The organism is Microbacterium sp. CIAB417, from assembly GCF_022788845.1.
The window spans coordinates 340,789-357,005 of sequence record NZ_JAHZUT010000003.1; the positions used below are offsets into that span (position 1 = coordinate 340,789).

The 16,217-nt window shown below is 67.5% G+C and carries 20 protein-coding genes, 1 tRNA gene, 1 other RNA gene and 1 other annotated feature; of the genes, 12 read left to right on the plus strand and 10 right to left on the minus strand.

What is annotated here, in order from left to right; all coding sequences use genetic code 11:
- Nucleotides 1-18: 18 nt before the first annotated feature.
- Nucleotides 19-834: a siderophore-interacting protein gene (locus KYX17_RS13945; protein WP_243227583.1), complete on the minus strand. Its 816-nt coding sequence runs from the start codon at nt 832-834 to the stop codon at nt 19-21.
- A gap of 147 nt (nt 835-981) precedes the next feature.
- Here KYX17_RS13945 and ssrA point away from each other — a divergent pair.
- Both ssrA and KYX17_RS13955 read left to right on the plus strand, forming a co-directional pair.
- Nucleotides 982-1,351, plus strand: a transfer-messenger RNA (tmRNA) gene (gene ssrA, locus KYX17_RS13950).
- Between the two features lie 456 nt (nt 1,352-1,807).
- Entirely contained in the window at nt 1,808-2,770 is a 963-nt protein-coding gene (locus KYX17_RS13955; RefSeq protein ID WP_243227584.1) for an LLM class flavin-dependent oxidoreductase, read from the plus strand.
- A 27-nt stretch (nt 2,771-2,797) separates the two neighbouring features.
- Here the strand turns inward: KYX17_RS13955 and KYX17_RS13960 are convergent, their stop codons facing one another.
- Nucleotides 2,798-3,796, minus strand: coding sequence for a fatty acid desaturase (locus KYX17_RS13960; RefSeq protein ID WP_374208948.1), 999 nt, complete (start codon nt 3,794-3,796; stop codon nt 2,798-2,800).
- Between the two features lie 750 nt (nt 3,797-4,546).
- Here KYX17_RS13960 and KYX17_RS13965 point away from each other — a divergent pair.
- Nucleotides 4,547-4,750, plus strand: coding sequence for a cold-shock protein (locus tag KYX17_RS13965; protein WP_137417306.1), 204 nt, complete (start codon nt 4,547-4,549; stop codon nt 4,748-4,750).
- Between the two features lie 147 nt (nt 4,751-4,897).
- Nucleotides 4,898-5,242: a hypothetical protein gene (locus KYX17_RS13970; protein WP_243227585.1), complete on the plus strand. Its 345-nt coding sequence runs from the start codon at nt 4,898-4,900 to the stop codon at nt 5,240-5,242.
- A gap of 1 nt (nt 5,243) precedes the next feature.
- Here KYX17_RS13970 and KYX17_RS13975 read toward each other — a convergent pair whose 3' ends face one another.
- Entirely contained in the window at nt 5,244-5,687 is a 444-nt protein-coding gene (locus KYX17_RS13975) for a MarR family winged helix-turn-helix transcriptional regulator (protein ID WP_243227586.1), read from the minus strand.
- Nucleotides 5,688-6,097: 410 nt separating this feature from the next.
- On the opposite strand from KYX17_RS13975, the gene KYX17_RS13980 reads away from it, so the two are divergent.
- The 4 genes from KYX17_RS13980 to KYX17_RS13995 all read left to right on the plus strand — a co-directional run bounded on the left by KYX17_RS13980 (nt 6,098) and on the right by KYX17_RS13995 (nt 8,276).
- Nucleotides 6,098-6,448, plus strand: a complete 351-nt coding sequence (locus tag KYX17_RS13980; protein WP_243227587.1) for a hypothetical protein — start codon at nt 6,098-6,100, stop codon at nt 6,446-6,448.
- A 176-nt stretch (nt 6,449-6,624) separates the two neighbouring features.
- Nucleotides 6,625-7,506, plus strand: coding sequence for an SDR family oxidoreductase (locus tag KYX17_RS13985; RefSeq protein WP_243227588.1), 882 nt, complete (start codon nt 6,625-6,627; stop codon nt 7,504-7,506).
- Between the two features lie 142 nt (nt 7,507-7,648).
- Nucleotides 7,649-7,957 (plus strand): hypothetical protein, encoded by a 309-nt coding sequence (locus tag KYX17_RS13990; RefSeq protein WP_243227589.1) that lies wholly within the window; start codon nt 7,649-7,651, stop codon nt 7,955-7,957.
- A gap of 58 nt (nt 7,958-8,015) precedes the next feature.
- On the plus strand, nt 8,016-8,276 hold the full coding sequence (locus tag KYX17_RS13995; RefSeq protein ID WP_243227590.1) for a hypothetical protein: 261 nt from the start codon (nt 8,016-8,018) through the stop codon (nt 8,274-8,276).
- On the opposite strand, the gene KYX17_RS14000 is transcribed toward KYX17_RS13995, so the two are convergent.
- From KYX17_RS14000 to KYX17_RS14015, 4 genes are all read right to left on the minus strand, one after another.
- The gene (locus KYX17_RS14000) at nt 8,267-9,133 is read right to left on the minus strand and encodes a serine hydrolase (RefSeq protein ID WP_249223677.1); all 867 of its coding nucleotides are present in this window, start codon (nt 9,131-9,133) and stop codon (nt 8,267-8,269) included. The two genes, KYX17_RS13995 and KYX17_RS14000, sit on opposite strands and share 10 nt — an antisense overlap.
- A 45-nt stretch (nt 9,134-9,178) precedes the next feature.
- Nucleotides 9,179-9,628, minus strand: a complete 450-nt coding sequence (locus KYX17_RS14005; RefSeq protein ID WP_243227592.1) for a Cpe/LpqF family protein — start codon at nt 9,626-9,628, stop codon at nt 9,179-9,181.
- Nucleotides 9,629-9,716: 88 nt separating this feature from the next.
- Nucleotides 9,717-10,286 (minus strand): hypothetical protein, encoded by a 570-nt coding sequence (locus KYX17_RS14010; protein WP_243227593.1) that lies wholly within the window; start codon nt 10,284-10,286, stop codon nt 9,717-9,719.
- Complete coding sequence (locus KYX17_RS14015; protein ID WP_243227594.1) at nt 10,283-11,116, minus strand: inositol monophosphatase family protein; 834 nt, start codon at nt 11,114-11,116, stop codon at nt 10,283-10,285. The genes KYX17_RS14010 and KYX17_RS14015 overlap by 4 nt, the downstream gene beginning before the upstream one ends.
- Nucleotides 11,117-11,220: 104 nt before the next feature.
- Between KYX17_RS14015 and KYX17_RS14020 the strand changes: the two genes are divergently transcribed.
- The 3 genes from KYX17_RS14020 (at nt 11,221) to KYX17_RS14030 (ending at nt 13,093) form a co-directional block, all read left to right on the plus strand.
- Nucleotides 11,221-11,296: transfer RNA gene (locus tag KYX17_RS14020), tRNA-Lys, on the plus strand.
- A 19-nt stretch (nt 11,297-11,315) separates the two neighbouring features.
- On the plus strand, nt 11,316-11,684 hold the full coding sequence (locus tag KYX17_RS14025) for a hypothetical protein (protein WP_243227595.1): 369 nt from the start codon (nt 11,316-11,318) through the stop codon (nt 11,682-11,684).
- A 99-nt stretch (nt 11,685-11,783) separates the two neighbouring features.
- A protein-coding gene (locus KYX17_RS14030; RefSeq protein WP_374208949.1) for an IS3 family transposase occupies nt 11,784-13,093 on the plus strand; the annotation gives its coding sequence in 2 pieces (ribosomal slippage) (nt 11,784-12,084 and nt 12,084-13,093; 1,311 coding nt in all).
- Nucleotides 12,071-12,223 (plus strand) — a sequence feature (AL1L pseudoknot). It overlaps the preceding gene by 153 nt.
- A gap of 27 nt (nt 13,094-13,120) precedes the next feature.
- Here KYX17_RS14030 and KYX17_RS14035 read toward each other — a convergent pair.
- The 3 genes from KYX17_RS14035 to KYX17_RS14045 form a co-directional block, all read right to left on the minus strand.
- Nucleotides 13,121-14,035 carry an aminotransferase class I/II-fold pyridoxal phosphate-dependent enzyme gene (locus KYX17_RS14035; protein ID WP_243227597.1) on the minus strand — a complete coding sequence of 305 codons (915 nt, stop codon included), beginning with the start codon at nt 14,033-14,035 and terminating at the stop codon, nt 13,121-13,123.
- Nucleotides 14,036-14,149: 114 nt separating this feature from the next.
- Entirely contained in the window at nt 14,150-14,932 is a 783-nt protein-coding gene (locus KYX17_RS14040; protein ID WP_243227598.1) for an SDR family NAD(P)-dependent oxidoreductase, read from the minus strand.
- Nucleotides 14,932-15,645, minus strand: a complete 714-nt coding sequence (locus KYX17_RS14045) for an SDR family oxidoreductase (RefSeq protein WP_243227599.1) — start codon at nt 15,643-15,645, stop codon at nt 14,932-14,934. Before KYX17_RS14045 ends, KYX17_RS14040 begins: the two co-directional genes overlap by 1 nt.
- A 114-nt stretch (nt 15,646-15,759) precedes the next feature.
- Between KYX17_RS14045 and KYX17_RS14050 the strand changes: the two genes are divergently transcribed.
- Nucleotides 15,760-16,158 carry a helix-turn-helix domain-containing protein gene (locus KYX17_RS14050; protein WP_243227600.1) on the plus strand — a complete coding sequence of 133 codons (399 nt, stop codon included), beginning with the start codon at nt 15,760-15,762 and terminating at the stop codon, nt 16,156-16,158.
- Nucleotides 16,159-16,217 lie beyond the last annotated feature (59 nt).

Sequence of the window (16,217 nt, forward strand, 5' to 3'; positions counted from 1 at the left end):
CCGACAGCCTACGGACGATCAGTCGGGGAAGATCTGGCCGACGGGGAGTCGTTTCTCGGCCTGGAAGGTGTCTTCGCCGCGCCCGTACGCCCAGTAGGCGGACAGCGAGAGGTCCTGGCGCGCGACGCCGCGTTCTGCGAAGACCGCGCGCAGTCTCTTCATCGCCTCCCGTTCTCCGTGCGCGAAGACCTGCACACGGCCGGACGGCCAAGAAGCACCTGCGACGGCATCCACGAGGCGCGAGCCCGGCGCGCCGTGGTCTTCGTCGACCCAGGTGACGTCTGCGGATGCGGGCAGGGGGATGCGGTGGGCCGCGGAACGCGCCTCGGCGACGACGGTGGCGCGCACCCCTTCGGGCAGCGTCTCGAGTGCCGCAGCGATCGCGGGGAGCGCGGACTCGTCGCCGACGAGCAGCCGGTGGTCTGCGGTGACATCGGGCCGGTATCCGCCCCCGGGCCCGGCGAGGGTCAGCAGGTCGCCGGGGCGCGCCGTTGTCGCCCATCGTCCCGCGACGCCCGTGTCGCCGTGGGTCACGATGTCGATGTCGAGCGTGTGCGCGGTGTGGTCCACCCGGCGCACGGTGTACGTGCGCACGCTCGGCAACTCGTCGAACGGAAGACGCTCACGCAGCTCGGCCAGGTCGTACGGCGGGGCGAGCGTGCTCCCGTCCGGCGGGATGTGGAGCTTGACGTACTTGTCGGTCTCCTCGCGGTCGGTGAATGCCGCGAACCCGTCCCCGCCGAGGGTGACGCGCACCATCCCGGGGCTGAGAGCCGTCGTCCGGACGACCTCGAGCGTGACCTGAGGGCGGGGAGGGCGGCGGGGAGCGGTCATCCTTCGATCGTATCCGCGGACGCTGTGGCGAAGGCTGGCGGGAATGGCGGCGCCGCCGCATCCGTTGTAATCTGTAATGCTCGCGGGTTCGCCTCGCGAGGTGACAACTCCACAGAGCGACAATGGTTCCTTCACCGAAGGGTTCACGGGGATGATCGGTTTCGACATCGCCTGCGAATCGCCGAGAAGCGGGCCGAGGATGCAGGGTTATCTCGTTAACGCTCCCTGTAAACCAACAAGTGCCGAATCCAAGCGCACTGACTTCGCCCTCGCTGCCTAAGCGAGCCCGATAGTCCGTCAGACCGTGTGTGATCCCGCCACGGACCCTGGCGTCATCTAGGGATCTTGCTACGTACCGGCGTCTGGACGGTGCGTGGGACTCTTCCCAGACTGGGCTCGTCGACTTATGTGTCTGTGCTAAAAGTCGGAGCCGAGCAGAACGTCTCCACAGACTGCGCCCGGAGAAGCCGCCGTATCACAGCGATGGACGGGGGTTCGATTCCCCCCATCTCCACCAACCGTTGTCGCTCATGCGAGTGCGAGAGGCCGTCCTTCGGGGCGGCCTCTTTCTTTCGCAGCACTGCTCCTGAGCGCGAGTGTGACGCCGACTGGCTGATCCCGGCACTCAAGGGAGCGTGTTCTATGACCGCGACGCAGACGTCCTCTCGCGGGCCGAAGTTCCATGCCGGGAAAGTGGACACCGGTGCGATCGTCGGGGTCGCGGCATCCTTTCTCATCCTCTACGCGACGTCGCTCCTCGCGAACCTCCCGTGGGGTGGCGATTACGGAGGCGAACGAGATCGCAGGGGCCTAGAGAATTACCTCCGCCGCCGATCTCGCAGCCTGAGCGTTGCCTTCCTGCCATTGACGTCGGCACCCGAAGCCGCACGGAGCCTCCGGGAGCTCGGCTGAGGAGGCCTATGGTGGAGGAGACCGCGCCGCTGGGGTAATGGCGGTCTGACTGGAGAGATTCATGCCGTCAGCGACGAAGAACGTCGGGATCATGCTGCCTCGCGACCTCCCGGTCGCGGAAGTCCTGGACTTCGCGCGACGCGCGGAGGAGGCGGGCTTCGACGAGGTGTGGGTCGTCGAAGACCTCGGCTATCGCGGCGGGATCGCGCAGGCGGCATCGGTGCTCGCGGTGACCTCTCACGTCACTGTCGGCGTGGGGATCCTGCCCGCCGCCGTGCGAAACGTCGCCTTCGCAGCGATGGAGATCGCGACGCTCGCACAGCTGTACCCGGGCCGCCTCGTCGTCGGCATCGGTCACGGCATGCCGGACTGGCTGGCGTCGGTCGGAGCCTGGCCCCAAAAGCCTCTGACGTTCCTCCGCGAGTACGTGGCCGCGCTTCGAGCGCTCCTCGAAGGCGAGCCCGGGCCTGGCCGCGGGGTCTATGTCAACGCCGAGGGAGTGCAGCTGAAGGAGATCCCCGCTGTCATCCCGCCCATCGTGCTGGGCGTTCGCGGGCCGAAGTCGCTCGCGGCGGTCGGTGAGATCGCGGACGGTGTGGTGCTCGCCGAACCGGCCGCGCCCGAGTACATCGCTCACGCTCTGGAACAGATCGGCGATGTCGACACCCGGGTCATCACGTACGATCTGGCGGTCGTTGCGGATTCGACGGATGAGGCACAGGCGATCGTGCGGCCGGCCCTGTCCGTCCTGGCCGAGACCGACTGGCGACCGCACCTTCTGCCCCTACCGTACGCGGAAGAACTCTTGCAGCACGCCGCGGAGCTGCCCGTCGACACCTTCACCCACACATTGCCCAGGGAATGGGTGGCGGAGCTGACGCTGGCGGGCACGGTCGATGAGGTGCGCGCCGGCGTCCAGCGGCGTCACGACGCCGGCGCAACCACGGTCGTGTTCATTCCCGTGGGGGAGAACCCGAGCGCGGCGATGCAGGCCCTCGCTGAAGCTCTTCCGGATCGTCTCTGACGGGGCGGGGCTCCCGGTCGGCGGAGGTCAGACCCGCCGGTACTGCGCCGTCACGGGGCAATCGAAGGGGTCACTGGCTGCGAGGCCAACCCGATTGAGGTACTCAATCACGATCGCGTACGAGCGCACGAGCGAGGTCTCGGTGTAGGGGACGCCGTTTGCGCTGCAGAAGTCCCGCACGATCTCGCGCGTCTTCGCCAGGTGCGGGCGCGCCATGCTCGGGAACAGGTGGTGCTCGACCTGGTAGTTGAGCCCGCCCATGAGGGCGGTCGCCCACCATCCGCCGCGGATGTTGCGCGAGGTGCGCACCTGCTTCGAGAAGAAGTCGAGCTTCGCGTCCGGAGCGATCACGGGCATGCCCTTGTGGTTGGGAGCGAAGGAGGCGCCCATGTACACGCCGAACACGGCGAACATCACGCCCAAGAAGGCGAACGCCATACCCAGGGGGAGCATCAGGAAGACGGCCGTGAAGATGACGGCGAAGCGCGCGCCGATCAGGGCGAGCTCGGTGCCACGGCCCTTTACGGGGCCACCCGAGAGCAGGTGCTTCACGCTCAGGAAGTGCAGGTTCAGGCCCTCGAGCGTCAGAAGCGGGAAGAACAACCACCCCTGCTTGCGTGTGAGGAGTCGTCGAAGACCGCGCGCGGAGGCCGCATCCTCGTCGAGGAACGAGATCGTGTCGACCTCGATGTCGGGGTCCTTGCCGACCCGGTTCGGGTTCGCGTGGTGGCGGCTGTGCTTGGAATCCCACCACGAATAGCTGGTGCCGACGAGCCCGATGAGGACACGGGCGAGCCTGTCGTTCGCGGGACCGGTCGCGAGGATCTGACGGTGCGCTGCCTCGTGGCCGAGGAAAGCCACCTGGGTGAAGATCACCCCGAGTGCCGCTGCGATGAGCAGCTGCAACCAGCTGTCGCCGAGGAGGATGAATCCGGCGACGGCACCGCCGAACGCGAGGGCGAGGGCGGCGCCGGCGAGGGCATAGAACCAGGGCGCGCGTCGCAGGAGTCCCGTTTCGCGCACCACCTCCGAGACCTGGCTGTACGCGCGGGTGACCGGGGGGAAGTCTTCTTTTCGAGCGTAGGTCTGGCGGATCGGTCCGAGTGTTGCGTGGGGGGATGCAAGCGTGGCGGAGATGAGAGATGCCCGTCCTGTGTGGCGGCCGTCCTCGGCCGTCGGTGCGAGTCTCCGACGAATGCCGAAGCCTGTTGCCCACGCTAAACGCGCCCACATGCCGCCAGCTGTATGTAGCCGGTGCATCGCCCGCCGATGCGCACAACCGAGGCGGATGCTAGGATGAAGACACCCCGCAACCGGGGCAGCAGGTGAGTCACAGAAATCAGCTCATGGAAGAGCGATGTTCTTCTCCGCCGAAGCAATCGCACCCCAGGTGCCTCTGATCCTTCTCGCGTGTAGCATCCGCGAGTCCTGAAAGTTCTTGTGTTTATCCCCATTCCCACCGGTCCTGAGACCGCGTCGGCGCCCGTGTGGCGACAAGCCGACCACGGTGTCTTCGTGGCGACCATCGCCGGCGAGTACGCCGGTTTCGTGGAGTCGATCGACGACATCCATATCGCCCACAGCGCGCTCGGCGAGCCGCTCGGCGTCTTCGCCGAACAGCAGGATGCATTCGTCGCCGTGGTAGCGGCACGGACGTTTTCCGCATACGCTCGCGAACACGCGGACAAGTTCCGCGTCCCACATCGTCCGTTCCGTAGACATAGGAACGGCACACCCGGTCGCCCCGGCGGCCAAAACAACAGAAGGAAAGACACGATGGCCACTGGCACCGTGAAATGGTTCAACTCCGAGAAGGGCTACGGCTTCATCGCTCCCGATGACGGCTCCGCCGATCTCTTCGCACACTTCAGCGCGATCGCTGGCAACGGCTTCAAGGAGCTCCGCGAAGACCAGAAGGTCGAGTTCGACGCCGAGCAGGGCCCCAAGGGCATGCAGGCCGCGAACATCCGCGCACTCTGACGATTCGTCGTCTCAGAAGGGCCTTCGCAGCACACGCTGCGGGGGCCCTTCCGTTTGCGGCCGGCGTTCGGGAATCGTGAGAGCATGGGCACCGGGCCATGCCCGATGACGCACAAGGTGCATGAGGATGCGCGGGAGGAAGGTGCCATGCCGTTTCGAAGCCTCGAGATGCTTGAGTCCTGGCTGGTCGAGTTCCGCGAACTCGGGTACCCGATCGCCGGAACGGTCAAGGTCATTCCGCAGGACAGCGAGTTCGGCAGCGACACGGGCCTCGTGGGCGTGCGCCTGATGAACGCGCAGACGGTGACCTACATTCAGCCCGTCGAGGCCGGGTCGACGACATGGGTCGTGACATTCGAGGCGCGCGATACGGATCTCCAGCTGGATGCGGCCGGTGCCTTCCGACTGTCGATGGAGCTCGCCATGGTCTCGGCGCTCTGCACCTTCCTTCAGACGAAGTCGAAGGCGTACATGGCTGAGCTCGCGCGCTGACTCACGCGCTCTGCGCGACGCTCTCCTCGGTGAGGCGGGTCAGCAGCGCGGCGAGCTCGTCCGAGCGCGAGCCGAGCTGAGCCTCCACCACGCTCTCGAACCGACGGTCGAACGCCGTCAATGCGGACCACGGCTCCTCTGCGAGGTCGACGATCGCCGTGATGTGGTTGCCTCGGCGGTCTTCCGCATCCGAATCCCGACGCACGAGCCCTCGCTCGACGAGCCGGTCGACGAGCGACGTCACACCGGCCGAGGTGATTCCCAGATGATCGCGAAGGGCTGTGGGACGGACGCCGGGGTTGTCGACGACGAACAGGAGGGCGCGAGCGTCGACCTCGCTGATACGCAGCTCTTTGCGCGCGGCGACGAGCGCGTCGTTCCGGGCTGCCGAGTACTCAGTCAGAGCTCGCGAGAGTTTCGAGGTCGGCGCGGCTTCGCTGGACATCCGCATAGTCCTCCGTGGTTCGGGTAGTGCCGATCGACAGCATATCCAAGGCACTTATAGCCTCCTCGGATTCTTCAGTTCTATAGCTAATATGAGGGATATCTCATCTCGCTAGCTAAAATTGCGAACTACCTGATAGCTTTTTCTTCAGAGAGACATGGACGCCGGGGTCCGGACGAAAGTCCGGATCGTCGCAGATTTCGGCTTGGGGGAGACATGACTGTTACATCATCCGCGTGGGCTTCCGAAGCCTCGCGCCGACGCTCGACATTCGTGCCGCTTCAGCGCGGAGGCTTGCGTTCGGCATCGCAGGTCGCGTTCATCGCGTCGTGCGTGGTCGCCGCGTCGGCGTCCGTCGCGCTGGGCGCGCTCGCGCTCGTCTGACATACCGACTCAGGGGAAGGGACACCATGGGAAAGCTGTACTACGGGGCTGACACGGATGCCGTCGTCATCCCCGACCGTCTGTTGAGCCACATCAAGGTCGTGGCCGCCACGAAGCTGCGCCGCAACGAGTCGTTCACGCTCTCCTGGGTGCATGCGCCGGGTGAGCCTGTGGGCCGCTCCACGCTCTGGCTGCAGCCCTCGATCCCGATGCGTTTCGTCTTCGACTCCGTCGAGCCCGAGCAGCTCGACCCGTCGATGCTGCGGACGCTCGCGGACCAGGCCGCCTCGAGCGCGGGCATGCACGTGGACTTGACCAAGGAAGACTTCGGTATCCAGAAGAACACCACCGAACGCAAGCTCGCATCGGTCGCCTGAACCGACCTGTCACGAAGCCCCGAACCGTCGTCGCTGCGGCTCGGGGCTTCGTCGTTCGTGTGTCGTCCGCGGGTGCATCCCTTGACGCTCACCCGCCGGATGTCAAGGCCCTCGGTGCCCCGGCGTGTGTCGCGCAGCATGTCCCGCAGGTACCCGACCACGACGAGAGGACGATCATGAACACGACCGCCGACCCGCGCGAGGGTGAAGGAGCCGAGGGATTCCCCGGACAGGAGCAGTCGCAGCCCGGCAAGACCGCAGCGATGGAGCCGGAACCGGACCACGGCGAGCAGAGCTACCGCGGAACCGGCCAGCTGACCGGCCGTCGCGCGCTCATCACCGGAGGCGACTCCGGCATCGGGCGTGCAGTGGCGATCGCCTTCGCACGTGAAGGTGCCGACGTTGCGATCGGCCATCTGCCGGAGGAGGCCGAGGACGCGGCCGAATCGGTGCACTGGATCGAGGAGGCCGGACGACGCGGCGTCGCTCTCGCCGCCGACATCCGCGACACCGACGCCGCCACGCAGATGGTGGAGCAGGCGCGTGAGCAGTTGGGCGGTCTCGACCTGTTGGTGCTCAACGCCGGCTACCAGCGCGATCGCGAAAGCATCGACACCATCCCGCTCGACGACGTGAAGCGCGTCTTCGACACCAACCTCCTCGGCCTGGTCGCCGGTGCGCGTGCCGCGGTACCCCATCTGCAGGAGGGCTCCTCGATCATCGTCACGAGCTCGGTGCAGGCCTTCTCGCCGTCGCCGTCGCTCATCGACTACGCCATGACGAAGGCGGCGCAGGTCGCGTTCGTCAAGGCCCTCGCCGAGGAGCTTGGACCGCGCGGTATCCGCGTCAACGCCGTCGCTCCGGGACCGGTGTGGACGCCGTTGATCCCCGGCACCGGCTGGGATGAGGAGCGCATCGAGACCTTCGGCACAGACACGCCGTTGGGGCGCGCCGGCCAGCCTGCCGAGCTCGCCGGAGCTTACGTGTACCTCGCCTCGGATGCGGCGCGCTATGTGAGCGCCGCGGTGCTGCCGGTCACGGGCGGCAAACCGCTCTGATCCTTCACGACCCGTGCCGGTCGTTCGTCTGCGGAGCCTTGCATGCGCATCGCGGACGACGACCGGCATCGGCGTGCGCGGGCGACCGATCATCGACACAGGGCCGCGACCGAGCGGCTACGGGCAGGAGTGCGGAAGCAGTATGGGACGACTCTGGTACGGGCGCGAGGAGTACTTCGTGGTCGAGGATGATCTGATCGCGCATCTGCGCGTCGTCACGATGAACAAGCTCCGCCGCGGAGAGGCCTTCATGCTGACGGTGCCCACCGCCGATGGAACGGGCGGGCGGCGGAGTCTGTGGATGTCTCCCGCGGTGCCGATGTCGTTCACGTACTCGCGGAGGGGGCCCGTGCCGATCAGGAAAGAGCTGATCGAAGCCCTGATGGATGCGGCCAACAGCCCCGATGGGCTCGACGTGCAAGAGCTGATGACGGGACACACCCCCTCGTAGGGGCCCGGGCATGGGTGCCGTGAGAGCATGTCGAGGTCGCAGACCCGAAGGAGCCACCATGCCCGATCCGCGCCGCCGCCCTCTCGGTACCGGAGCGCTGACGCTGGAGCCCGCCGAGGCTCCGGAGCGTTGGCGGCTCGCGGGGACAGAGGAGGGCGCCCCCGAAGCGAACTGGGGCCACTGGGTACGCCTCGCGCAGCGGATACTCGAGGTCGACGCACTGTCGCGCGAGCGCGAGGGGCGCGGCGACGCCTGGGACGAGGGGTTCGCCGCCGGTCATGTTGCACACAGCGACGACACCGCGAATCCCTATCGCTGACCAGGATCCCGCGCCGCCAGACGCAACGCATCCGCGCCCAGGCCGAACACCTCGCGTTGGGCAGCGGTGATCACCGCAGGGTCGTCGCCTCGCAGCTGGATGACGACGGTGACGCGTTCGCCCTCCGCCGTCTCTCCCGACCAGGATGCGGCGAGTACTCCCGGCGCGGAGCCACCCTTGAAACCTAGGTAGGGCAGGAGTGTCCGGTCGAGGTCTGCGCCGATTCCCCGGTTCTTCGAGAGGATGGCGCGCACGGTCTCATCGCCCGTGTCGAGCAGCGCCCGGTGCACCGCCGCCACGGTCGCGGGGGTGGCGAACCAGTCGACGCCGTTGTTCCAGGCCGGGTGAGTGACCGTCGCCGCATCCACCGACAACGGCGCGGCGTCGATGCCGTCCAGAAGGCGTCGACGCTCCACCTCATCGGCGTCATGCCACTGAGTGGACAGCGCCGAGTCGCCCCAGCCGAGAGTGAAGAAGTCCTTGGTCGTCAGCCAGGGTGCATTGCCTTCGCCGCCGACGCTCGCGAATGCGGTCTCGACACGCTCCCGTCCGAGTCTCCGGATGAGCAGATCGGTCGCGGTGTTGTCGCTGATCGCGATCATCTCCTGGGCCGCATCGCGCACGGAGACATCGGTGCCGGTGGGCTGATCCTGGAGGCGCCCGGAGGGCAGGCTCCGGTCCGCGTCGGTGAGCACGAGCGTCTCGTCCCACGTGAGCTCCGACGAACGGACGGCCTCGGCGGTGGCGAGAAGCACGAAGAGCTTGAACACCGAGCCGAGCGGGGCAGCGTCGTCCGCCCGGCGTTCGATGAGCTCGTCGTCGCCGCGGCTGATGAGGACTCCGAGCTCTCCGGGCAGTTGATCGAGGCGATCAGCGACCTCGTCGAGCGAGGAGGATGCTCTTCATGGCTCGGACGCGGGCCCGAGGAGGAAGGTGACGATCTTGTCGTCGCCGTTGATGGCGACGGTCATGTCGAACGGTTCGCCGATCGTGCCCTTGAGTGTCGTCACCGCCGAGCGTTCGTCTCCCTGGTACGCGGTGACGGTGAACGGCGCGGCGGGCCGGATCTGCGTGTTGAGCAGGTCCGCGACCTCGGCCGCGGACACCTGGGTGGTGAAGGTCGTGTCGAGGTGGGTCTCCCACTCGGCTGCGGTGGTGTCCTCCTCTGCGCCGAGGACGTCGATGATCCAGGCGGTCTTCGCGCCGACGGGAGTGTCGGCGATCTCGGCGGACGGTGACGGGGGCGTCGTCTCGGAGTCAGGGGTCTGCGCGGCCGGCGCGCACGCCGTCAGGGCGAGCGCCGCGGCGGCGGCGAGGGCGAGGGACGAGAGCGGGCTCAGCCGGCGGGGCATGGCGGGGTCCTTTCGTGGGGATCCCTTCTACGCTAGGTATGCTCCCGCCTGAGTGCCTCCGTCTGGCGGGGGAGTTGTCGAACGTGCGTCAGGAGCCGGGACGTTCGACGAGCAGCAGCCCCTGCTTGGTGTCGGCGAGCGTGATCCAGCCGTCGCCGAACTGGTACGTCATGCCGTAACCGTCCGAATCCGGGTTGAGAACGTTGGCCTTGTTCTCGGTGATGTATTCGTCGCCGACGCTCGTCCAGCCGCTCGCGAGCAGTTCGCTCCGGGCCGTCTGGGCTTCGGTGTCGCTCGCCGGCGCCCAGCCGAACACCTGCACGTGATCGCTCGCGACCGAGTAGTCGCCCCACACGCACTGGATGCCATCGGGGAAGGTGAGGCTGCCGACGCGGAACACGTCCTCTTTCGCCGTCCACTTCGCCTCCGCGAACTCGGCTATGACGTCGTCGGGCAGGAGCGACTCGCACGTCGGCTTGTCGATCGTTCCGGGCGTGGGCTCGCTGGTGGCGACGGGCGTGGGCGTGGCGGCGTCGGGCGCAGGCGCGGGAGTGGAGGCAATGGGTTCGGGAGCAGCCGGGCTCGAGCATGCGGCCAGCGACAGCGCGCCGACGACGAGGAGTGCGGAGCCGAGTGAGGTGCGGATGCGGCGTGTCATGCCGAGGCCTCCGAGTCGGTAGCGGGGGAGAAGAAGTCGAGGAAGGACTGGTGGAGCGTGCCGTTGGTGGCGAGCACGGACCGGGTCGAGAGTGAGTCGGTGCCGTCGAAAGCCGTCATGCGCCCACCCGCTTCGGTGATGATCGGTCCGAGGGCGGCGATGTCGTATTCCTTGACATCGAACTCGGCCACCATCTCGAGCCGGCCTTCGGCGAGGAGCATGTAGGGCCAGGCGTCACCGTATCCGCGGTCGCGCCAGACGGCGCGCGAGAGCCGGATCAGGCCGTCGAGGTGACCCGCATCATCCCACTGCGCAATGCTCTGGAAGCTGACGCTGGAGCGGTCGAGGCTGTTCACGTCGGACACGACGAGTCGGCGCGGCTGGGCGGCACCGTTCGTCCACGCGCCCTCACCCTCGGCGGCCCACCACCGGCGTCCGATCGAGGGCTGGCTGACCACGCCCACGCGGGGTACGCCGTCGACGGCGAGAGCGATGAGCGTCGCCCAGATCGGAATGCCCTTCAGGTAGTTGTGGGTGCCGTCGATCGGGTCGATGATCCACTGGCGTGCGCTGTCGCCGACCGATCCGAACTCCTCGCCCAGCACCGCGTCATCCGGCCGTTCGCTGGAGAGGATGGCGCGAATCGCCTTCTCGGTCGCGAGGTCGGCCTCGGTCACATAGGACGCGTCGGGCTTGACCTCGACGCTGAGGTCGGCGGCGTCGAAGCGCGACATCGCGACGGCATCCGCCGCATCCGCCATTCTGAGGGCGAGCGCAAGGTCGTCGGAGAAGCTGCCCGCGAGCGCACCGGAGGACGAAGTGGGGGACATGATCGTCAGCCTACCGGGCCGGTCCCGCCTCGATTGGCGCTCGGCCTCGTCGGGTGATAGCGTTGTCCCTCGGTTCGGAAAGTGAGTTTCTCGCCCCGAATCACGCACCTCTAGCTCAATCGGCAGAGCAACTGACTCTTAATCAGTGGGTTCAGGGTTCAAGTCCCTGGGGGTGCACCAAACGCACAAGGCTCGAACCTTGGCCCGAAGAATCAAGGGCCGGGGTTCGGGCCTTGTTCGCGTCTGCGGCCCAGGTGAGGGCATCGGCGTTGACGGCGGGGTCGAGCAGCATCTCGAACGGGCGAGCGTTCTCGACGCGCAGCTCGTCGTCCTCATCGACGTAGACCTTGGTGAAGAACGCCTGGTTGCACAAGCGTCGGTTGGCGTCGTCGCAGCGGGCGTAGATGTCCGCGCAGTTCGACAGAAGGCTGAGAGCGTCGTCCAGATGGGTGCGGGCGTCGGTGTATTCGCCGTGGTGGGCGTCGAGGCGGCGGTTCGCCAGGTCGAGCTCGCCGCTGATCCGGTCCTGCTCCCGTTTGAGGACGGCGAGCGGATCGCGTCGGCGTAGTGGGCCTGCATGAGCCGGTCCTGCTCGTGCTCCAGCCGGTCGCGGTTCGCGGTGAGTGAAGCGCCCCGGGTGTGATGGAGGCTCTCGAACCTGTGAAGGATGAGAGTCGTGGCAGCACCGAGGAAGTACAGCGAGGAATTGAAGGAGCGGGCGACGCGGCTGGTGTTGGACGCGCGTCGCGACCCGGCGAGCAAGGTCGGGGCGATCAAGCGGATCGCGGATCAGCTCGGTATCCACCCTGAGGCTCTGCGCACGTGGGTGCGGCAGGCGGAGGTCGATGGCGGCATCGTGCCGGGGGTGAGGACCGCGGACGCGCAGCGGATCGCGGACCTGGAGTGTGAGAACCGGGAGTTGCGTCGGGCGAATGAGATCTTGAAGACCGCTTCGGCTTTTTTCGCGGCGGCGGAGCTCGACCGCAAGCTGAAGTAGCCGAGGTGCCCACCGCGGTGCTCGTCGAGTACATCGACGAGCACCGCGGCCGGTTCGGGGTCGAGCCGATCTGCCAGGTGCTGCGCGGAGCAGGGCTGCAGATCGCCCCGAGCACCTACTACGCCGCCAAGACGCGTCCACCGTCGGCCAGGACTATCAGGGACACTGCATTGATCGAGGACATCCGCATCGCATACAAGGCGAATCTCGGCGTCTACGGGGCGCGGAAGATCCACGCCGATCTGAACCGCAGCGGGGTGCCCGTGGCGCATTGCACGGTCGAGCGGCTGATGCGGGAGGAAGGCATCCAGGGCATTCGCCGCGACAAGACCCGCCGCACCACGTTCGGCGAGGGCGCGGAGACCGAACGGCCCGAGGACCTCGTTGAGCGGCGGTTCGAGGCCACGGCGCCGAACCAGCTCTGGGTCGCGGACCTGACCTACATCCGCACCCACGCCGGCTGGGTCTACGCCGCGTTCGTGATCGACGTGTTCTCCCGTCGCGTGGTGGGCTGGCAGACCTCCACGAACATGCGCACCGACCTTGCCCTGGACGCCCTCGACATGGGCCTGTGGCAGCGGCAACGCACCGGGCAAGACGTCACCGGACTGATCCACCACTCGGACCGCGGAGTCCAGTATCGAGCGATCCGCTACACCGAACGCCTCGCCGAAGCCGATGCCATCGCCTCGGTCGGTTCGAAGGGCGATTCGTATGACAACGCGATGGCTGAGGCGTTCAACTCGCTGTTCAAGGCCGAGTGCATCCGCAACCCCGTCATGCGGCCCAAGGGCGGCTGGGCGTCTATCCGTGACGTCGAGATCGCCGTCGCCGAATACATCGACTGGTTCAACCACCGGCGCCTCCACGGCGAGATCGGGCTCGTCCCACCCGCCGAAGCCGAGACCGCCTACTGGGCATCCCAGCCCCCAATCGAATACGCTCGAGAACACGTCACCGCTGGGGCCGGAACCAACTAACCGAGCCTCCACGAAACCCGGGGCGCTTCACAGAGCGAAAGCGAGTACGGCCCCGTACCCGCGTCCGCCGAACTGCCGGGTCGCGAGTTCATGCTGGGGATGCGAGGGCAGCCCGGGGTAGGCGACGAAGACGACACGCGGGTCGGCGTCAAGGAACTCTGCGACGATCTGCGCGGACTCCAGATGCCGGGTCATGCGCAGCGGACGGGTCACGGACCCGCGGGTGACGAGCCAGGCGTTGAACGGGGAGATGACCCCGCCGACATCGACCATCGCGTCGGCCTTGATCTGCTGGATCAGCTCGCGGCGTCCGATGACGGCACCGCCCATCGCATCGCCGTGGCCGTTGATGTACTTGGTCAGCGAGTAGACCACCAGGTCGGCTCCATCGGCCAAGGGTCGGTACAGAGGCGGCGGGGTGAAGGTGGAATCCACTGACAGCAGCGCTCCGACCGCGTGCGCGAGTCGGGCGACGGCGGCGATGTCGGTCACCTTCGTGGTGGGGTTGCCGATCGTCTCCACATGCACCAAGCGCGTGTTCGGCCGGATCGCTGCGGCCACGGCATCCAGGTCCGCGGCATCCACGAAGGTCGCCTGGACGCCGTAGTTCCGCGGCAGCAATTCGGCGAACAGCCGCCAGGTCGCCTCGTAGGTCACGTCCGCGACGACGATGTGGTCCCCGCTGTCCAGGAAGGTGAAGAACACCGCATGCAGCGCGGCGGCCCCGGAGGCCAACGCGACCGCATCCTCGCTGCCCTCCAGTGCGGCGAGCTTGGCTTGCAGCGCTTTCTGGTTCTCCCCGGAGTTACGGGTGTAGAGGGGCACGTCAGTGCCGGACCAGTCCAGCCCGGAGGGGTCTTCGGGCAGCGCGTACGAGTTCGCCATCACGATGGGTGTGCGGATCGCCCCGGAACCCTGGTCGATGTGGTTGCCGGCGTGCACGGCGCGAGTCAGGAACTCCAGCGAGGAGGGGTCGGCTTTGTCGGGGCGAGAGACGTCATGCCATCGACGCTAAGCCCGCACGGTGCGTCCGGGTCGTTGTGTGTCATTTCCGTCTCACGGCGTGACGATGTGGGGCTGCCCGGTCGAGGCGCTGGTGCCGCCGTCGACGGACAGTACGGCGCCGGTGATGTAAGCGGCATCGGGCGAGGCGAGGAACAGCACCGCCGGCGCCATGTCCTCGGGCATACCGGGCCGCCCGAGGGCGATGCGGTTCACGAACGGGGCCAGCGCCTGCGGGCTGTCGGCGAAACCGGCGGTCATATCGGTGAGGGTGAAGGCCGGGGCGACCGCGTTCACGCGCACGCCGCGGTCTCCGTAGTCCAGGGCGAGGGAGCGCACGAAGCCGAGGACGGCATGCTTGGTGGCGTTGTACGCCGCCTGTCCCCAGTCGCCGGCCAGCCCCGAGACGGAGGCGATGGCCACCATGTTCCCGCGGGAGGCCACCAGTGCCGGGAGTGCGGCCTGGGCGAGATGGAACAGGCCGTCGACGTTCGTCGCCCGCAGCGTCTCCCACTCCGACGTCGCCAGCGCGGTCAGGTCACCGCCGACATAGCCGGCCGCATTGCTGACCACCACGTCCAGCATCCCGAACCGCTCGATGACGGCCGCGACGAGCGTTGCCGCAGCCGTGGGCTCGGCGATGTCGGAGACGACCGTCAGGGCGCGCTCCGCAGGATAGCCCGCGACCGTCTCGCCCAAGGGCTCGGGCCGGCGCCCGGCGACGGCGACGTTGGCGCCGTTGTCGAGGAAGGCCCGCGCGATGGCGCGGCCGATGCCGGTGCCGCCGCCGGTGATCAGGACGGTCTTGCCGGTGAAGGGATACGCGTTCGCGGTCATCAGAGGCGCGCTCCGCCCTCGACGTGGATGGTCTCGCCGGTCACGAAGCCCGCGCCCAGCAGCCATAGGGCGGCGTCCGTGATGTCCTCCCGGGTGCCGGCGCGGCCGACCGGGTTGGCGGCTGCGATGCCGTCGAGGAGGCCATGCTTGGCGTCGGCGCCGAGGCCGTCGTAGGTGCCGGAGTCGATGATGCCCGGCGAGATGGCGTTCACCCGGATCGGGGCGAGTTCCTTCGCCAGATGCGCCGCGAGGAAGGCGACCGCGCCGTTGGCGACGCCCATGACCGTGTACGGCGCACCTGGGCTCCACGCCGCGACCCCAGAGAACAGCAGGATCGACCCGGACGCGGACAGGATTGGGGCGAAGTGCTTGGCCACCAGCAGCGGCCCGAACACCTTCGCGTCGAACGCGGCAGTCAGCTTGTCCTTCTCCAACTCCACCACCGGCACGTTGTGATGGGCCGAGGCAGTGATGACCACATGATCCACCGCGTCCAGCTCACCGGCTGCGGCGGCGATGCTCGCCTCATCGCTCACATCCACCCGGATCGCGATCCCGCCCAGCTCGGCCGCAACCGCCTGCGCACGATCGAGGTCACGCGCTCCGATGACGATGTGCGCACCAGCCTGGTTCGCGGCGCGGGCGATCGCCTCACCCAGATACTTCGACCCGCCGATCACCAGCACCCGCTGCCCATCCAGTCTTGTACTCATCCTGTGCTCCCATCCGCCCGGTCAGCCTTGCGCGGCAGCCGTTCGGCCCCGCAAGCACAACGGTATGATTTTGATACTGGTTACTTCAACGAAACCTGCGAAAGGTGACGTCACATGGGCAAGGCATACGACGTGATGGCGGCGAGCTGCCCCAGCCGGACCGTGCTGCACCGCATCGGCGCCAGGTGGACGATCTTCGTCGTCACCGCACTGGCCGAGCGCGAGACACCGATGCGCTTCACGGAGCTGAAGACCCGCATCCAGGGCATCACCCCGAAGGTCCTCACCGAGACCCTGCGTGCCCTGGAAGTCGATGGTTTCGTGACCCGCACCGACATCGGCGGCAACCCGCCCCATGTCGAATACGCCCTCACCGACCTCGGGCACTCCCTGTGGGGGCCATTGCAGGCCGTGCGGGAATGGGCCGAGACCCACGTCCCTGCCATCCTCGACGCCCGCGCGGCTGCCGGTTACCCCGCCTCCTCAGCGCGGCTGTCGTCGGTGCAGCTCTGACGGATGTCGCCGTTGAGTCGTACAGTAGAGGGCGAGGCAGGTTTCCTCTCTCTGCGGGT

Bases quoted from the DNA above. Each gene is read 5' to 3' on its own strand.
- KYX17_RS13970 (WP_243227585.1), top strand. From the start codon at position 4,898: ATGCCGTTTCGAAGCCTCGAGATGCTTGAGTCCTGGCTGGTCGAGTTC.
- KYX17_RS13980 (WP_243227587.1), top strand. From the start codon at position 6,098: ATGGGAAAGCTGTACTACGGGGCTGACACGGATGCCGTCGTCATCCCC.
- KYX17_RS14050 (WP_243227600.1), top strand. From the start codon at position 15,760: ATGGGCAAGGCATACGACGTGATGGCGGCGAGCTGCCCCAGCCGGACC.
- KYX17_RS13955 (WP_243227584.1), top strand. From the start codon at position 1,808: ATGCCGTCAGCGACGAAGAACGTCGGGATCATGCTGCCTCGCGACCTC.
- KYX17_RS13945 (WP_243227583.1), bottom strand. From the start codon at position 834: ATGACCGCTCCCCGCCGCCCTCCCCGCCCTCAGGTCACGCTCGAGGTC.
- KYX17_RS13985 (WP_243227588.1), top strand. From the start codon at position 6,625: ATGAACACGACCGCCGACCCGCGCGAGGGTGAAGGAGCCGAGGGATTC.
- KYX17_RS14010 (WP_243227593.1), bottom strand. From the start codon at position 10,286: ATGACACGCCGCATCCGCACCTCACTCGGCTCCGCACTCCTCGTCGTC.
- KYX17_RS13995 (WP_243227590.1), top strand. From the start codon at position 8,016: ATGCCCGATCCGCGCCGCCGCCCTCTCGGTACCGGAGCGCTGACGCTG.
- KYX17_RS14005 (WP_243227592.1), bottom strand. From the start codon at position 9,628: ATGCCCCGCCGGCTGAGCCCGCTCTCGTCCCTCGCCCTCGCCGCCGCC.
- KYX17_RS13975 (WP_243227586.1), bottom strand. From the start codon at position 5,687: ATGTCCAGCGAAGCCGCGCCGACCTCGAAACTCTCGCGAGCTCTGACT.
- KYX17_RS13965 (WP_137417306.1), top strand. From the start codon at position 4,547: ATGGCCACTGGCACCGTGAAATGGTTCAACTCCGAGAAGGGCTACGGC.
- KYX17_RS13990 (WP_243227589.1), top strand. From the start codon at position 7,649: ATGGGACGACTCTGGTACGGGCGCGAGGAGTACTTCGTGGTCGAGGAT.
- KYX17_RS14040 (WP_243227598.1), bottom strand. From the start codon at position 14,932: ATGACCGCGAACGCGTATCCCTTCACCGGCAAGACCGTCCTGATCACC.
- KYX17_RS14045 (WP_243227599.1), bottom strand. From the start codon at position 15,645: ATGAGTACAAGACTGGATGGGCAGCGGGTGCTGGTGATCGGCGGGTCG.
- KYX17_RS14015 (WP_243227594.1), bottom strand. From the start codon at position 11,116: ATGTCCCCCACTTCGTCCTCCGGTGCGCTCGCGGGCAGCTTCTCCGAC.